Below are 12,410 nucleotides of genomic sequence, written 5' to 3' on the forward strand. Positions count from 1 at the left end.
CAAGGCTGGCCGGCTCACTGACGCAAGGTTATGATCCGGCCGACCTCAGCCAACGCCGAGACCCACGAGATGAACGATCAAGAACGCACCGAACTGGAAGCTGCCGCCTTCCGCCGCCTGGTCCAGCACCTGCGTACCCGTCCCGATGCGCAGAACATCGACCTGATGAACCTGGCCGGTTTCTGCCGCAACTGCCTGTCGAAGTGGTACAAGGCCGCCGCAGACGATCTGGACGTCGAACTCAGCATCGACCAGGCCCGCGAAGAGGTGTACGGAATGCCGTACAGCGAGTGGAAAAAACGCTATCAGAAGGAAGCGACTGCCGAGCAGCAGGCCGCTTTCGACAAGGCCCAGAAAGAATGAACGACCTGAAGGATTTCCGCGCCAGCCTGCGCAATCGCAACCACGCATTCAGCGAAACCCTCGCCTTCATCGAAGGCGCTTACGACTATCAACCGAGCCGCTTCGTCAACGGCACACTGGAGAACGCTGCCGGCGAGAACGAAGGTTCCTGCAAGACGCTGGGCCTCGCACTGCTCGAAGACTTCACGACGGAAGAAGCGCTGCTTGCGTTCGGCGAGCACTATCAGGCGGTCCTGGCCAACCCGAACGGCAGCGACCACCGCAACATCCGCGCGCTGATGGAAACCGGCCTGCCGGGCGTGCGCTTCGACACCCAACCGCTCAAGCGCAAGTAGCGCGCGCCCACTCGACGGATCGAGCCGGCCATGCCCGGCTCGATGGAGTAAAAAGGGTCATCCCAAGCACTTAGGGGAAGGCTGAAGGAGCGGATGACCCGAAAACCGTTGAGCGCCACCTTAGCCATCCGCCGAGGCCGCGGATAATTCAGGCTTTGCATACAACCCATAGTCATCGTCTATCCCGCTGCGCCACACCCTTCTCGACGAAACCCCTGCCCTTTCAGGAGACGCCAATGCCCGTATCCGTCCTCTCCGGCCCGCAATACCTGCGCGAAGGCCTGCGCCTGGTGCTCAGTCCAGGGCTGCGTCTGTTCGTGATCCTGCCGCTGACGGTGAACGTGCTGCTGTTCTTCGGCCTGATCTGGTTCGCGGTCGGCCAGTTCAGCAGCTGGGTCGACACCTTGATGCCCAATCTGCCGACCTGGCTCGGCTTTCTCGAATACATCCTCTGGCCCTTGTTCGTCGCGCTGGTGGTGCTGATGGTGTTCTTCAGCTTCACCATGCTGGCCAACATCATCGCCGCACCGTTCAACGGCTTTCTGGCAGAAAAGGTCGAGGTGGTGGTACGCGGCGAAGATGCCGCGCCGCCTTTCAGCTGGGCCGAACTGCTGGCCATGCTGCCCCGCACGATTGGCCGCGAGCTGCGCAAGCTGGGCTATTTCGCCCCGCGCGCGCTGGCGTTGCTGGTGCTTTCATTCATTCCCGTGCTGAACCTGGTCGCCGCGCCTTTATGGTTACTGTTCGGCGTATGGATGATGGCCGTGCAATACATCGACTACCCGGCAGACAACAACAAGCTGAGCTGGGCGGACATGATGGACTGGCTGCGCCAGCGACGCTGGCAGAGCCTGAGCTTTGGCGCAGTGACCTATGCGGCGTTGCTGGTGCCGGTGCTGAATCTGTTGATCATGCCGGCGGCAGTGGCGGGAGCGACATTGTTCTGGGTTCGGGAAGGCGGAGGGAAACACCTGCGCCCCGTCGCCACATCGTGAACTGCGGGAAGGGGTGCTGTCTAGATTCGAACACGTCGAACTCAGGAGCCCCCAATGGCGCTTTCCGCACTGGCAATCAATTGCACCCTCAAAGCCTCTCCCAATGCATCGTCCTGCGGTTTGCTGCTGAGCCAGGCCGAGCGCGAGCTGGAAAAGCTCGGCGTGACCTGCGAGCAGCTGCGCGCGGTGGATTTCAACATCAAACCGGGCGTGACCTCCGACGAAGGCCCCGGTGACGACTGGCCGGCGATCCGCGAGAAGATTCTCGCCGCCGATATCTTGCTGTTGGGCACACCTATCTGGCTGGGGCATCCGTCCAGCGTCTGCCAGCGAGTACTCGAGCGTCTCGACGCGTTTCTCGGTGAAGTCGACGACCAACAGCGGATGGTTTCGTATGGCCGGGTCGCCTGTGTCGCCGTGGTCGGCAACGAAGACGGTGCTCATCATGTGGTGGCCGAGCTGTATCAGGGGCTGAACGACGTCGGCTTCAGCATTCCCGCCAACGGTTGCACCTACTGGGTCGGGGAAGCGATGGGCTCGACGGACTACAAGGACGCCGGCCCTCGTGAGAAAACCGCCAACACCAATGCGATGCTGGCCCGCAACGCCGTGCACCTGGCGAAACTGCTCAAGCAGTCCGCCTACCCCGGCGCTGAATGACAGCGACCGCAGGCGCGAGCTGGCCGGACACGCACCGCATGCTTACCACCGCGTCAGCGCGTTCCGCCAGCAAGCCGGCTCCGGCTGTGTCACGCCTGCGTAGGGCGTGGCTCGATCACGCCAGGGTTTTCAACGCCTCACGGCTAAACGGCAGGATGTCCTGCATGCGACCTTCACGCACTTTCAGCACCCAGTCTGGATCGCAGATCAACGCACGTCCCACCGCAACCAGATCGAACTCCTCGTTGTTCAGACGGCTGAGCAGGCCTTCGATATTGGCCGGCTGCGCCACCTTGTCGGTCTTGACCATGAACTGCAGAAACTCGCCATCCAGACCGACACTGCCGACGGTGATGGTCGGCTTGCCGGTCAGCTGACGGGTCCAACCAGCCAGATTGAGTTCGGAGCCTCCGAATTCCGGCTCCCAGAAACGCCGCGTCGAGCAATGGAAGATGTCCACGCCGGCCGCCGACAAAGGTGCCAGGAATTCGCCGAGCTCTTCGGGCGATTGCACCAGGCGCGCGGTGTAGTCCTGCTGCTTCCACTGCGAGAAGCGGAAGATGATCGGGTAGTCGGGGCCGACCGCAGCACGTACGGCCTGCACCAGCTCGATGGCGAAGCGCGAACGGTTGGCCAGGTTGCCGCCGTACTCGTCGGTGCGCTGGTTGCTACCTTCCCAGAAGAACTGGTCGATCAGGTAGCCGTGGGCACCGTGGATTTCCACACCGTCCATGCCGATGGCCTTGGCATCCACAGCCGCCTGGGCGAAAGCTGCGATCACATCCTGGATGTCCTGCCTGGTCATGCCATGGACGACGACCTGGCCGTCCTTCTGCTTCTCCATCGGGCCGTAACCGACGACCTCCGGCTCCGGCTCGGTACCCTTGCGGCGCACGTTACCGACGTGCCAGAGCTGCGGAACGATCTTGCCGCCAGCGGCATGCACCGCATCGACCACCGCCTTCCAGCCAGCCAGCGCATCTTCACCGTAGAAACGCGGCACATGGGGATAACCGTTCGCCGCAGCGTGGCCGACCGTGGTGCCCTCGGTGATGATCAACCCGACCCCGGAGGCGGCACGACGGCGGTAGTACTCGACCACATCGGCGGTGGGTACACCATTGGGCGAGAACGAACGGGTCATCGGCGCCATGACCACACGGGTCGGCAAACGGAGAGCACCCAACTCGAAGGGCTCAAACAAGGCTTGTACGCTGGCGGTCATCGATCGACTCCTGTGGCATTGGTCAAGGCAGCCGGGCGCTCAGGCCCCGGCGATTTTGTTGCAGTCGGCGCCAACAGGCGTTCGAGCTGCTGGAAAAACACCTGCAACGGCACAACGCTGCCGCTCACTTTCATGCGCAACAGCGCGCCCTCCCAGGCGTTGCTTATGAATTCCGCCAGCACCGCACAATCGCAATCGGCCGCGATCTCCCCAGCGACACGCGCCTGTTCGAGGCAGGCCGTGAGCAGCCCGACCGATTGCGTCAATATCGCGCTGAGCCGTTTGGCGATGGGCGGGCACAGCTCGGCCATCTCGAAGCTCAGGCTGCCGATGAAGCAGTGATATTCCGGCTTTTCCTGACGGGCGAAGTGCGCAACGAGATCGGCGTAGTGATCGAGGATGCGCTGCCGTGGCGTGAGCGCACCGTTACTCAACGCCGCCCGATAGCGCTCCAGCCGAGGCGCATAGATATGCTCCAGCGCCTGCAGGGCGAAGTCTTCCTTGCTGGCGAAGTAGTGATAGAACGAGCCCTTGGGAATACCCGCCGCCTGGACGATTTCCTGAACACCGGTGCCGTGATAGCCGCGGCGGGTCATCACCCGGGCGCCCTTGGACAGGATCAGGTCGCGCTTGTCGTTGCGTGCTGGATTGGTCATGCCGCGAGAATATGACCGGTCATCTCGCCGGCACAGCATCATCCATGACACTTATTCAGCGGCAACCACGGCAAGCATGGCCGGCAAATTCAGTACGCAAGAAATATGCGAAAAAAGAACGCGACCGCGCGTGCGGTCGCAGAGCTGCAGATCAGGCCAGGGCGGTTTCGATCGCCTGGATCAGGGCAGGGTCGTCGGGCGTGGTGCGCGGCGAGAAACGGGCCAGCACACGGCCGTCCTTACCCACCAGGAATTTCTCGAAGTTCCAAGTGATGTCCCCTGGGAAATCGGCGCCTTCGCCAGCCAGCAAACGATACAACGGATGACGCTGCGGGCCGTTCACCTCGAGCTTGCCGCTCAGAGGAAAGCTCACACCATAGTTGAGCGTGCAGAACGAGCGGATTTCCTCATCGCTGCCTGGCTCCTGCGCAGCGAACTGGTTGCATGGCACGCCCAGCACGCTGAAGCCGCGGGCAGCGTATTGCTGCTGCAGCCGTTCCAGGCCGGCGTACTGCGGGGTCAGCCCGCACTGCGAAGCGACGTTGACCACCAGCGTGATCCGATCGCCGAACTGCGCCAACGGCAGCTCCTCACTGCCCAGGCCTGGCAACACCAATTGGTGGAATGCGCTCATCTCATCTCTCCTAACGAAAAAACGCCCCGGCAACGACCGGAGCGCTCTTCTTTTCGATCTGCACGGTAGCGGTTCCTGCTGCCGTGCCTGCGGACGCCTACGCGGCGACCCGGATCAGTGGTGGTGACCACCTTCGCCGTGGACGTGGCCGTGGGCAACTTCTTCTTCGCTGGCATCACGCACGTTGACGACCTTGACGTCGAAGTTCAGGCGCTGACCAGCCAGCGGGTGGTTGCCGTCGACGATCACATCGTCGCCTTCCACGTCACGGATGGTGACGATCTGCATACCGCCGTCCGGACCGGAGGCGTGGAACTGCATGCCCACTTCCAGCTCGTCGACGCCTTCGAACATGGCGCGATTGAGGGTAGCGACCAGCTCCGGGCTGTACTCGCCGTAAGCGTCCTGCGGCTCGATGGCGACCTGGATCTGGTCACCGCCCTGCTTGCCCTCGAGGGCCTTTTCCAGGCCAGGGATGATGTTGCCTGCGCCGTGCAGGTAGACCAGCGGCGCGCCGCCGGCCGAGCTGTCGATCACCTCACCGGCGTCGTTGGTGAGTGTGTAGTCGATGGAGACAGCCTTGTTAGCGGCAATCAGCATGGGCAGAACCTTTGCTTTAGAGAATGAATGTCGAAGTTTAACCATCCACCGCGCCGATTGCGAACCGACCTTGGATGAACGGGCCAATGCCGTTCGTCGCCCTCGCGCCTCATGTAGTGCCATTGAACATGGGACTACAACCTTTGGATGGCATCGCTTTCATGGCCGATGTGCAAGAATCGGCGAAAAATATCTTTGGCACCCATATCAATAACATTAGAGAACCAAGGAGCACCGATGTCGGCTCGTAACATCCTGGTGATTAACTGTGGCAGCTCGTCGATCAAGTTCGCCCTGGTCAACGAAGCGCAAGCGACCTTCCCGCTACAAGGCCTGGCCGAATGCATCGGCAGCCCGGAAGCCGTCATCCACTTCGAGAGCGCGGCCGGCAAGGAAAGCGTCAAGGTGCCGAATGCCGATCATCAGGCTGCTCTGGCCCAGATCCTGCCGCGCGTGGAAGACGCCGCGGGCGGGCACCTGGACGGCATCGGCCACCGCGTGGTGCATGGCGGCGAAAAATTCTTCGCCTCCTCGCTGCTCACCGACGAAACCCTGGCCGGCATCGAAGCCAACATTCAGCTGGCGCCGCTGCACAATCCGGCCAACCTGAGCGGCATCCACGCCGCCATCAATCTGTTCCCCGAGCTGCCGCAGGTCGGCGTGTTCGACACCGCTTTCCACCAGACCATGCCCGAGCACGCTTACCGCTACGCCGTACCGGATGTGCTGTACAAGGAGCATGGCGTACGCCGCTACGGCTTCCACGGCACCAGCCATCGCTACGTCAGCAAGCGCGCCGCCGAACTGGCCGGCGTACCGGTCGAGAACAGCAGCTGGCTGGTCGCTCACCTGGGCAACGGCTGCTCCACCTGTGCGGTGGTCAATGGTGAAAGCCGCGACACCAGCATGGGTTTGACCCCACTCGAAGGCCTGGTGATGGGCACCCGCAGCGGTGATGTCGACCCGAGCCTGCACAATTTCCTGAACAAGACCCTGGGCTGGGATCTGGCCAAGATCGACAACATGCTCAACAAGGAAAGCGGTCTGAAAGGCCTCTCCGGCCTTTCCAACGACATGCGCACCCTGGCCGATGCCCGCAACGCCGGTCATCCGGGCGCGGTACTGGCTTTCGAAGTGTTCTGCTACCGCCTGGCCAAGTCGCTGGCCGCCATGTCCTGCGCCCTGCCGCAGCTGGACGGCCTAGTGTTCACCGGCGGTATCGGCGAGAACTCCTCGGCGGTGCGCGAGCGGACGCTGGAACACCTCAAGCTGTTCGGCTTCAAGCTCGACGCCGAAGCCAACGCCCGCTGCACCCGCGGCGTTGCCGGCGAGATCCAGGCCGAAGGCAGCCCGCGCGTCATGGTCGTCCCGACCAACGAGGAGCGCCAGATCGCCCTCGATACGCTGGCCCAGCTGGACGCCTGAGCACACTAGGCATGTAGCGATTCCAAGACCCGACAGGCCTCTGGCCGTCGGGTCTTCGTACATGAGCGCCGCGGCAATCCGGCAGTTTCCGTCCCCTGGCAACTGCCCTAGCCTTGCCGGCGCCCAGCACCGTTACCCCGAGCACCCTGTCCTCAAGGAGATGCCATGCACACAATCTTTCTAGCCCCTACCGGTTTCGGCGGCGGCCTCAATTCCATCAGCCTCGGCCTGATTCGCGCCCTGGAAAACGCCGGACTGAAGGTCGGTTTCTTCAAGCCGATCGCCCAGCCCTTCCCGGTCGATCAGGGCCGTGAGCGCTCCTGCATCCTGGTCGAGCGCACCCTGAACCTGACCTCGCCCGAGCCGCTGCCGCTGGAACAGGTGGAGCGCCAACTCGCCGATGGCGAGATCGACCTGCTGCTCGAAGACGTCATCAGCCGCTACCAGGAAGTTGCCGTCGGCAAGGACGTGGTCATCGTCGAAGGCATGGTGCCCACCCGCGAGTCCAACTACACCCAGCGCATCAACACCCAGCTGGCCAAGAGCCTGGACGCCGAAGTCATCCTGATCGGCGCCCAGGGCAGCGACAGCCTCAAGCGCCTGGCCGAGCGCATCGAAATCCAGGCGCAGCTGTACGGCGGCGCCAAAGACCCCAAGGTGCTCGGCGTCATCCTCAACAAGGTCAAGAGCGAGGAAGGCCTGCCGGCTTTCGTCGACAGCCTCAAGCAGCACCTGCCGCTACTGGGCAGCGCCGACTTCCAGCTGCTCGGCGCGATCCCCTTCTCCGAAGAGCTCAACGCACTGCGCACCCGTGATATCGCCGAGCTGCTCGGCGCGCAGGTGCTGAGCGCAGGTGAAGCCGACCAACGTCGCGTCAACAAGATCGTGCTGTGCGCGCGCGCCGTTCCGAACACCGTACAGCTGCTGCAGTCCGGCGTGCTGGTGGTGACGCCGGGCGACCGCGACGACATCATCCTCGCCGCCAGCCTGGCCTCGCTCAACGGCGAGAAACTGGCCGGCCTGCTGCTGTGCAGCGACTTCGAGCCGGACCCACGCATTCTCGAGCTGTGCAAGGCCGCGCTGGATGGTGGCCTGCCGGTGATGACCGTGGAAACCAACTCCTACGACACGGCGAACAACCTGTTCGGCCTGAACAAGGAGACTCCTTCGGACGACATCGAACGTGCCACACGGGTCACCGACTTCATCGCCAAGCACCTGCACCCCGAGTTCCTGCACACCCGCTACAGCGTGCCGCGCGGTGAGCTGCGCATGTCGCCGGCAGCGTTCCGCTACCAGCTGGTCAAGCGCGCGCAGGATGCCAACAAGCGCATCGTGCTGCCGGAAGGCAACGAGCCGCGCACCATCCGTGCCGCCGCCATCTGCCAGGAGCGCGGCATCGCCCGCTGCGTGCTGCTGGCCAAGCCGGAAGAAGTCCAGCAGGTCGCGCGCGAGCAAGGCATCATCCTGCCCACCAGTCTGGAAATTCTCGATCCGGACAACATCGCCAACCGCTATGTCGAGCCGATGTGCGAAATGCGCAAGGCCAAGGGCCTGACCCCGGACGATGCCCGCGAACAGCTGAAGGACACCGTGGTTCTCGGCACCATGATGCTGGCGCTGGACGAAGTGGACGGTCTGGTTTCCGGTGCCGTGCACACCACAGCCAACACCATCCGCCCTGCCCTGCAGCTGATCAAGACCGCGCCGGGCTACAGCCTGGTGTCCTCGGTATTCTTCATGCTGCTGCCGGACCAAGTGCTGGTCTACGGCGACTGCGCGGTGAACCCGAACCCGAACGCCACCGAGCTGGCCGAGATCGCCCTGCAAAGCGCCGAGTCCGCCGTGGCCCTGGGCGTCAACCCGCGCGTGGCGATGATCAGCTACTCTACCGGCAGCTCCGGCAGCGGTGCAGAAGTCGAGAAGGTCGCCGAAGCCACGCGCATCGCCCAGGGGCGTGCGCCCGAGCTGCCGATCGACGGCCCGCTGCAATACGACGCCGCCTCCGTGCTCAGCGTCGGCAAGCAGAAAGCCCCGAACAGCAAGGTCGCCGGCCAGGCCACGGTGTTCATCTTCCCCGACCTGAACACCGGCAACACCACCTACAAAGCGGTCCAGCGCAATGCCAATTGCCTCAGCGTCGGCCCGATGCTGCAAGGCCTGGCCAAGCCGGTCAACGACCTGTCCCGCGGTGCCCTGGTAGACGACATCGTCTTCACCATCGCCCTGACCGCACTGCAGGCGGCCAACCAGAAGGCCTGACGGCCGCTTCCAACTGGCGCCGCCTCGACCACCGCAGGCGGCGCCAGTGCTTCAACCCTCTCGATAGTTGCAGTTCAGCGCATAATCGCTACTCTTGGCGCCTCGAATCAGTCGTATCGACGAGAACTTCATGCTGAGCTTTCTCCCCGCTCCACTCCGCGGCACGCTAGCCGCCCTGCTGCTTGCGCTCAATACCCTGTTCTGGTGCTGGCCGTTGTTCGCGCTCTCGCTGCTCAAACTGCTGTTTCCAATCCCTGCGATACAACGCAGCCTGCGCTTCGGCATGCACTGGATCGCCGAGTCGTGGATGGCAGTGAACAGTTTCTGGATGGATCTGGTGCGTCCTATTCGCTGGGATGTGCAGGGACTCGATCAGATCGACATGCACCACTCCTATCTGGTCACCAGCAACCATCAGAGCTGGGCGGACATCCTCGTGCTGCAGTATCAGCTCAACCGGCGCATGCCGATTCTCAAGTTCTTTCTCAAGCAGGAGCTGATCTGGGTCCCGGTGATCGGCCTGTGCTGGTGGGCGCTGGAGTTTCCCTTCATGAAGCGCTTCAGCAAGGAGTATCTGGCCAAGTACCCGGAGAAGCGTGGGGAGGACCTGGCGACCACGCGCCGGGCCTGCGAGCGCTATCGGACCAATCCGGTGTCGGTGTTCAACTTCCTCGAAGGCACACGTTTCACCGAGGACAAGCACACCGAACAGGCCTCACCCTATCGCTATCTGCTCAAGCCGAGGGCGGGCGGCATCGCTTTCGTCATCGACGCCATGGGCGAGCAACTGACGGCGCTGATCAACATCACCATCCATTACCCGGACGGCCGCCCGAGTTTCTGGGATCTGCTCGCCGGCAACATTCATCAGGTCGTCGTACGCCTCCAGACGCAGCCGATTCCCACCGAGTTTCTCCGCCGCAATTATGACCAGGACGAGTCGTACCGGCTGGCGTTCCAGCAGTGGGTCAACGGGCTCTGGAGTGAAAAGGACCAGCAACTGGAGCAACTGCACCAGCAGTTTCCGGTGCAGCCCTGACCAGCTCGCTCAGAGCGCGCCCCAGGCGACCTGAGTGGGAAAGGCCCGCGCCTGCTCGGCAGTCAATGCCGGAGAGACCAGAAAGCCCTGCATGACGTCGCAGCCGTTTTCCACCAGCCAGTCACGCTGCGCCAGGGTTTCCACGCCCTCGGCCACCACTTCCAGGTTGAGGTTGCGGCCCAGATCGATGATGGTGCTGACCACCGCCGCATCGCGTGGGGAATCCAGCATGTTGGCGATGAACAGCCGGTCGATCTTCAGCGTATCCAGCTCGAAATGCCGCAGATAAGCCAGCGACGAATAACCGGTGCCAAAATCGTCGATGGCCACGCGCACGCCGAGCTTGCGCAATTGCCGTAGCTTCTCGCAGCTCTGCTCGAGGTCCTGCATCAGCGTGCCTTCGGTAACCTCGAGCTCCAATTGCGCAGGATCGAGCTGATATTCATCCAGCAGCCGCCGAAGCGAATCGAACAGCCCAGCCCGACTGAACTGCACCGGGCTGACGTTGAGGCTGAGGATCAGATCGCTGCCGAATGACGACAGCCACTGGCAATACTGATTCATCCCTTCGCGCAGCACCCAGTCGCCGACCCGCTCGATCAGCCGGGTTTCTTCCAGCAAGGGGATGAAGTTGCCCGGCTGGTTTTCATCTGCATCACCCTGGGGCCAGCGCAGCAGCCCCTCGAACCCTCTGAGCTTGCCACTGCCAAGCATCACCTGCGGCTGGTAGAGCAGCTCGAAGTCGTTGCGCTCGGTGGCGCTACGCAGATTCTCCTCCATCATCAGCCGGGCGTGCGCCCGTTCGTTCATGTCGCTGGAGAAGAAGCGATACTGTCGGCGCCCGGCGCGCTTGGCCTCGTACATCGCCATGTCCGCCGAACGCAGCAACTGGTCGACGCTGACGCCGCAGTCAGGGAAATGCGCGATGCCGATACTGGCGCCGAGCGTCACCTCGGTGCCGTCGACCTTGTGCCGCACCGAAATCAGCTCGATGAGCTTCTCCGCCACCCGCGCGGCATCTTCCGGATGCTCCAGGGAATCCAGCAGCGCCGTGAATTCGTCGCCGCCCATGCGCGCGATGATGTCGTAGGGGCGCATGCAGGTTTCCAGCAGGCGCGCCACCTTGCACAGAATCTCGTCACCGGCGTCGTGACCGAGCGAGTCGTTGATGCGTTTGAAACCGTCCAGATCGATATAGAGGATGGCCATGCGCTTGCCGTTGCGATCGACCCGTGCCAGCGACGACTCCAGCGCCTGGTGGAACCCGCGTCGGTTCAGCAGTCCGGTCAGCGAGTCGGTGACCGCCTGGGTTTCCAGCTGAACGTGCAGGTTGCGCACCACCGACATGTCCAGCGCGATGACCACCATGGAACGCTGCTGGCGCGGCAGCGGCGAGCAGGACAACGCGACAGGCAACGGCGTACCGGTGGCGGTGTGCAGCTGCGCCTCGTGCAGGCGATAGGTCGAGCCGCTGCGCCAGTAACGGTAGAAGTCCGACTCCTGCCAGCTGGCCGGCATCTCCGGCGCCGCCAGATGCGACAGCAGCGGCGTGCCCTGCAGGTCCTCGACGCGGGTGTGCAGCATGCCGGCGATCGCCGGATTGGCGAAGCTGATATAACCATCCTCGGCGACCACCAGAATGCCCTCGGCCGCATTGCTCAGCACCGAGGCGTTGAACGCACGGGCGCTGTCCAGTTGCTGGGTGAGCAGCTGCAGATCACGGCGGTTGTGTTCATGGGCCAGCAAGGTGTTGATCTTGTGCTTGAGCACCTGCGGATCGAACGGCTTGAGGATGAAATCCACCGCGCCGGTGGCGTAACCGCGCAGCACGGAGTCGCGGGTATGCGCGATTGCCGAAACGAAGATGATCGGCGTGTAGCGGGTATGCGGGCTGCCGCGCATCAGCCGGGCAACCTCGAAGCCATCCATGCCGGGCATCTGCACATCGAGCAGTACCAGCTCGACGTCCAGCTCCAGCAGTGCGCGCAACGCCGCCTCACCGGAATTGACCGTGTGCACCTGCCAGTCACCGTCGCCCAGCAACGCTTCCATGGCCACCAGGTTGGCCTCCCGGTCGTCCACCACCAGCAGCGTACGGCTGCGTGGCTTGGCCTTGAGCTGCGTCTGAGTCATCGCCAACCTCCGAGCCAACCGTCACCAGACTGCCGGCAACAAGCATCCCACGGTGAAGTCACGCACCATGCATCATCTCGGTC

The 12,410-nt window shown here is 63.2% G+C and carries 12 protein-coding genes; 7 read left to right on the plus strand and 5 right to left on the minus strand.

Features of this window, described 5'->3' with window-relative positions; all coding sequences use genetic code 11:
- Positions 1–69: 69 nt before the first annotated feature.
- The 4 genes from P5704_007855 to P5704_007870 all read left to right on the plus strand — a co-directional run bounded on the left by P5704_007855 (position 70) and on the right by P5704_007870 (position 2,353).
- Positions 70–363 (plus strand): DUF1244 domain-containing protein, encoded by a 294-nt coding sequence (locus P5704_007855; GenBank protein WOF80375.1) that lies wholly within the window; start codon positions 70–72, stop codon positions 361–363.
- Positions 360–698 carry a HopJ type III effector protein gene (locus tag P5704_007860; GenBank protein ID WOF80376.1) on the plus strand — a complete coding sequence of 113 codons (339 nt, stop codon included), beginning with the start codon at positions 360–362 and terminating at the stop codon, positions 696–698. Before P5704_007855 ends, P5704_007860 begins: the two co-directional genes overlap by 4 nt.
- 236 nt (positions 699–934) lie before the next feature.
- On the plus strand, positions 935–1,693 hold the full coding sequence (gene cysZ / locus P5704_007865; protein WOF80377.1) for a sulfate transporter CysZ: 759 nt from the start codon (positions 935–937) through the stop codon (positions 1,691–1,693).
- A gap of 54 nt (positions 1,694–1,747) precedes the next feature.
- Positions 1,748–2,353, plus strand: coding sequence for an NAD(P)H-dependent oxidoreductase (locus P5704_007870; protein ID WOF80378.1), 606 nt, complete (start codon positions 1,748–1,750; stop codon positions 2,351–2,353).
- 115 nt (positions 2,354–2,468) lie between these two features.
- Here the strand turns inward: P5704_007870 and P5704_007875 are convergent, their stop codons facing one another.
- The 4 genes from P5704_007875 to P5704_007890 all read right to left on the minus strand — a co-directional run bounded on the left by P5704_007875 (position 2,469) and on the right by P5704_007890 (position 5,468).
- The gene (locus tag P5704_007875) at positions 2,469–3,578 is read right to left on the minus strand and encodes an NADH:flavin oxidoreductase (GenBank protein WOF80379.1); all 1,110 of its coding nucleotides are present in this window, start codon (positions 3,576–3,578) and stop codon (positions 2,469–2,471) included.
- A complete protein-coding gene (locus P5704_007880; protein ID WOF80380.1) occupies positions 3,575–4,234 on the minus strand; it encodes a TetR family transcriptional regulator C-terminal domain-containing protein in 660 nt (219 codons plus the stop codon). The genes P5704_007875 and P5704_007880 overlap by 4 nt, the downstream gene beginning before the upstream one ends.
- A 151-nt stretch (positions 4,235–4,385) precedes the next feature.
- Positions 4,386–4,868, minus strand: a complete 483-nt coding sequence (locus P5704_007885; protein WOF80381.1) for a glutathione peroxidase — start codon at positions 4,866–4,868, stop codon at positions 4,386–4,388.
- A 114-nt stretch (positions 4,869–4,982) separates the two neighbouring features.
- Positions 4,983–5,468, minus strand: coding sequence for a peptidylprolyl isomerase (locus P5704_007890; protein WOF80382.1), 486 nt, complete (start codon positions 5,466–5,468; stop codon positions 4,983–4,985).
- A 237-nt stretch (positions 5,469–5,705) separates the two neighbouring features.
- Here P5704_007890 and P5704_007895 point away from each other — a divergent pair, with 237 nt between their 5' ends.
- The 3 genes from P5704_007895 to P5704_007905 all read left to right on the plus strand — a co-directional run bounded on the left by P5704_007895 (position 5,706) and on the right by P5704_007905 (position 10,194).
- Positions 5,706–6,893 carry an acetate kinase gene (locus tag P5704_007895; GenBank protein ID WOF80383.1) on the plus strand — a complete coding sequence of 396 codons (1,188 nt, stop codon included), beginning with the start codon at positions 5,706–5,708 and terminating at the stop codon, positions 6,891–6,893.
- 165 nt (positions 6,894–7,058) lie between these two features.
- On the plus strand, positions 7,059–9,155 hold the full coding sequence (gene pta / locus P5704_007900; GenBank protein ID WOF80384.1) for a phosphate acetyltransferase: 2,097 nt from the start codon (positions 7,059–7,061) through the stop codon (positions 9,153–9,155).
- A 130-nt stretch (positions 9,156–9,285) separates the two neighbouring features.
- Positions 9,286–10,194 (plus strand): acyltransferase, encoded by a 909-nt coding sequence (locus P5704_007905; protein ID WOF80385.1) that lies wholly within the window; start codon positions 9,286–9,288, stop codon positions 10,192–10,194.
- 9 nt (positions 10,195–10,203) lie between these two features.
- Here the strand turns inward: P5704_007905 and P5704_007910 are convergent, their stop codons facing one another.
- On the minus strand, positions 10,204–12,327 hold the full coding sequence (locus P5704_007910; GenBank protein WOF80386.1) for an EAL domain-containing protein: 2,124 nt from the start codon (positions 12,325–12,327) through the stop codon (positions 10,204–10,206).
- Between the last annotated feature and the right edge of the window lie 83 nt (positions 12,328–12,410).

The sequence above is a fragment of the Pseudomonas sp. FeN3W genome (assembly GCA_030263805.2).
In the GTDB taxonomy this organism is placed as follows: Bacteria; Pseudomonadota; Gammaproteobacteria; order Pseudomonadales; family Pseudomonadaceae; genus Stutzerimonas; species Stutzerimonas stutzeri_G.

Excerpts from the sequence above, each read along its gene's own strand:
- P5704_007855 (WOF80375.1), top strand. The coding sequence starts at position 70 with ATGAACGATCAAGAACGCACCGAACTGGAAGCTGCCGCCTTCCGCCGC.
- P5704_007860 (WOF80376.1), top strand. The coding sequence starts at position 360 with ATGAACGACCTGAAGGATTTCCGCGCCAGCCTGCGCAATCGCAACCAC.
- cysZ (WOF80377.1), top strand. The coding sequence starts at position 935 with ATGCCCGTATCCGTCCTCTCCGGCCCGCAATACCTGCGCGAAGGCCTG.
- P5704_007870 (WOF80378.1), top strand. The coding sequence starts at position 1,748 with ATGGCGCTTTCCGCACTGGCAATCAATTGCACCCTCAAAGCCTCTCCC.
- P5704_007875 (WOF80379.1), bottom strand. The coding sequence starts at position 3,578 with ATGACCGCCAGCGTACAAGCCTTGTTTGAGCCCTTCGAGTTGGGTGCT.
- P5704_007880 (WOF80380.1), bottom strand. The coding sequence starts at position 4,234 with ATGACCAATCCAGCACGCAACGACAAGCGCGACCTGATCCTGTCCAAG.
- P5704_007885 (WOF80381.1), bottom strand. The coding sequence starts at position 4,868 with ATGAGCGCATTCCACCAATTGGTGTTGCCAGGCCTGGGCAGTGAGGAG.
- P5704_007890 (WOF80382.1), bottom strand. The coding sequence starts at position 5,468 with ATGCTGATTGCCGCTAACAAGGCTGTCTCCATCGACTACACACTCACC.
- P5704_007895 (WOF80383.1), top strand. The coding sequence starts at position 5,706 with ATGTCGGCTCGTAACATCCTGGTGATTAACTGTGGCAGCTCGTCGATC.
- pta (WOF80384.1), top strand. The coding sequence starts at position 7,059 with ATGCACACAATCTTTCTAGCCCCTACCGGTTTCGGCGGCGGCCTCAAT.
- P5704_007905 (WOF80385.1), top strand. The coding sequence starts at position 9,286 with ATGCTGAGCTTTCTCCCCGCTCCACTCCGCGGCACGCTAGCCGCCCTG.
- P5704_007910 (WOF80386.1), bottom strand. The coding sequence starts at position 12,327 with ATGACTCAGACGCAGCTCAAGGCCAAGCCACGCAGCCGTACGCTGCTG.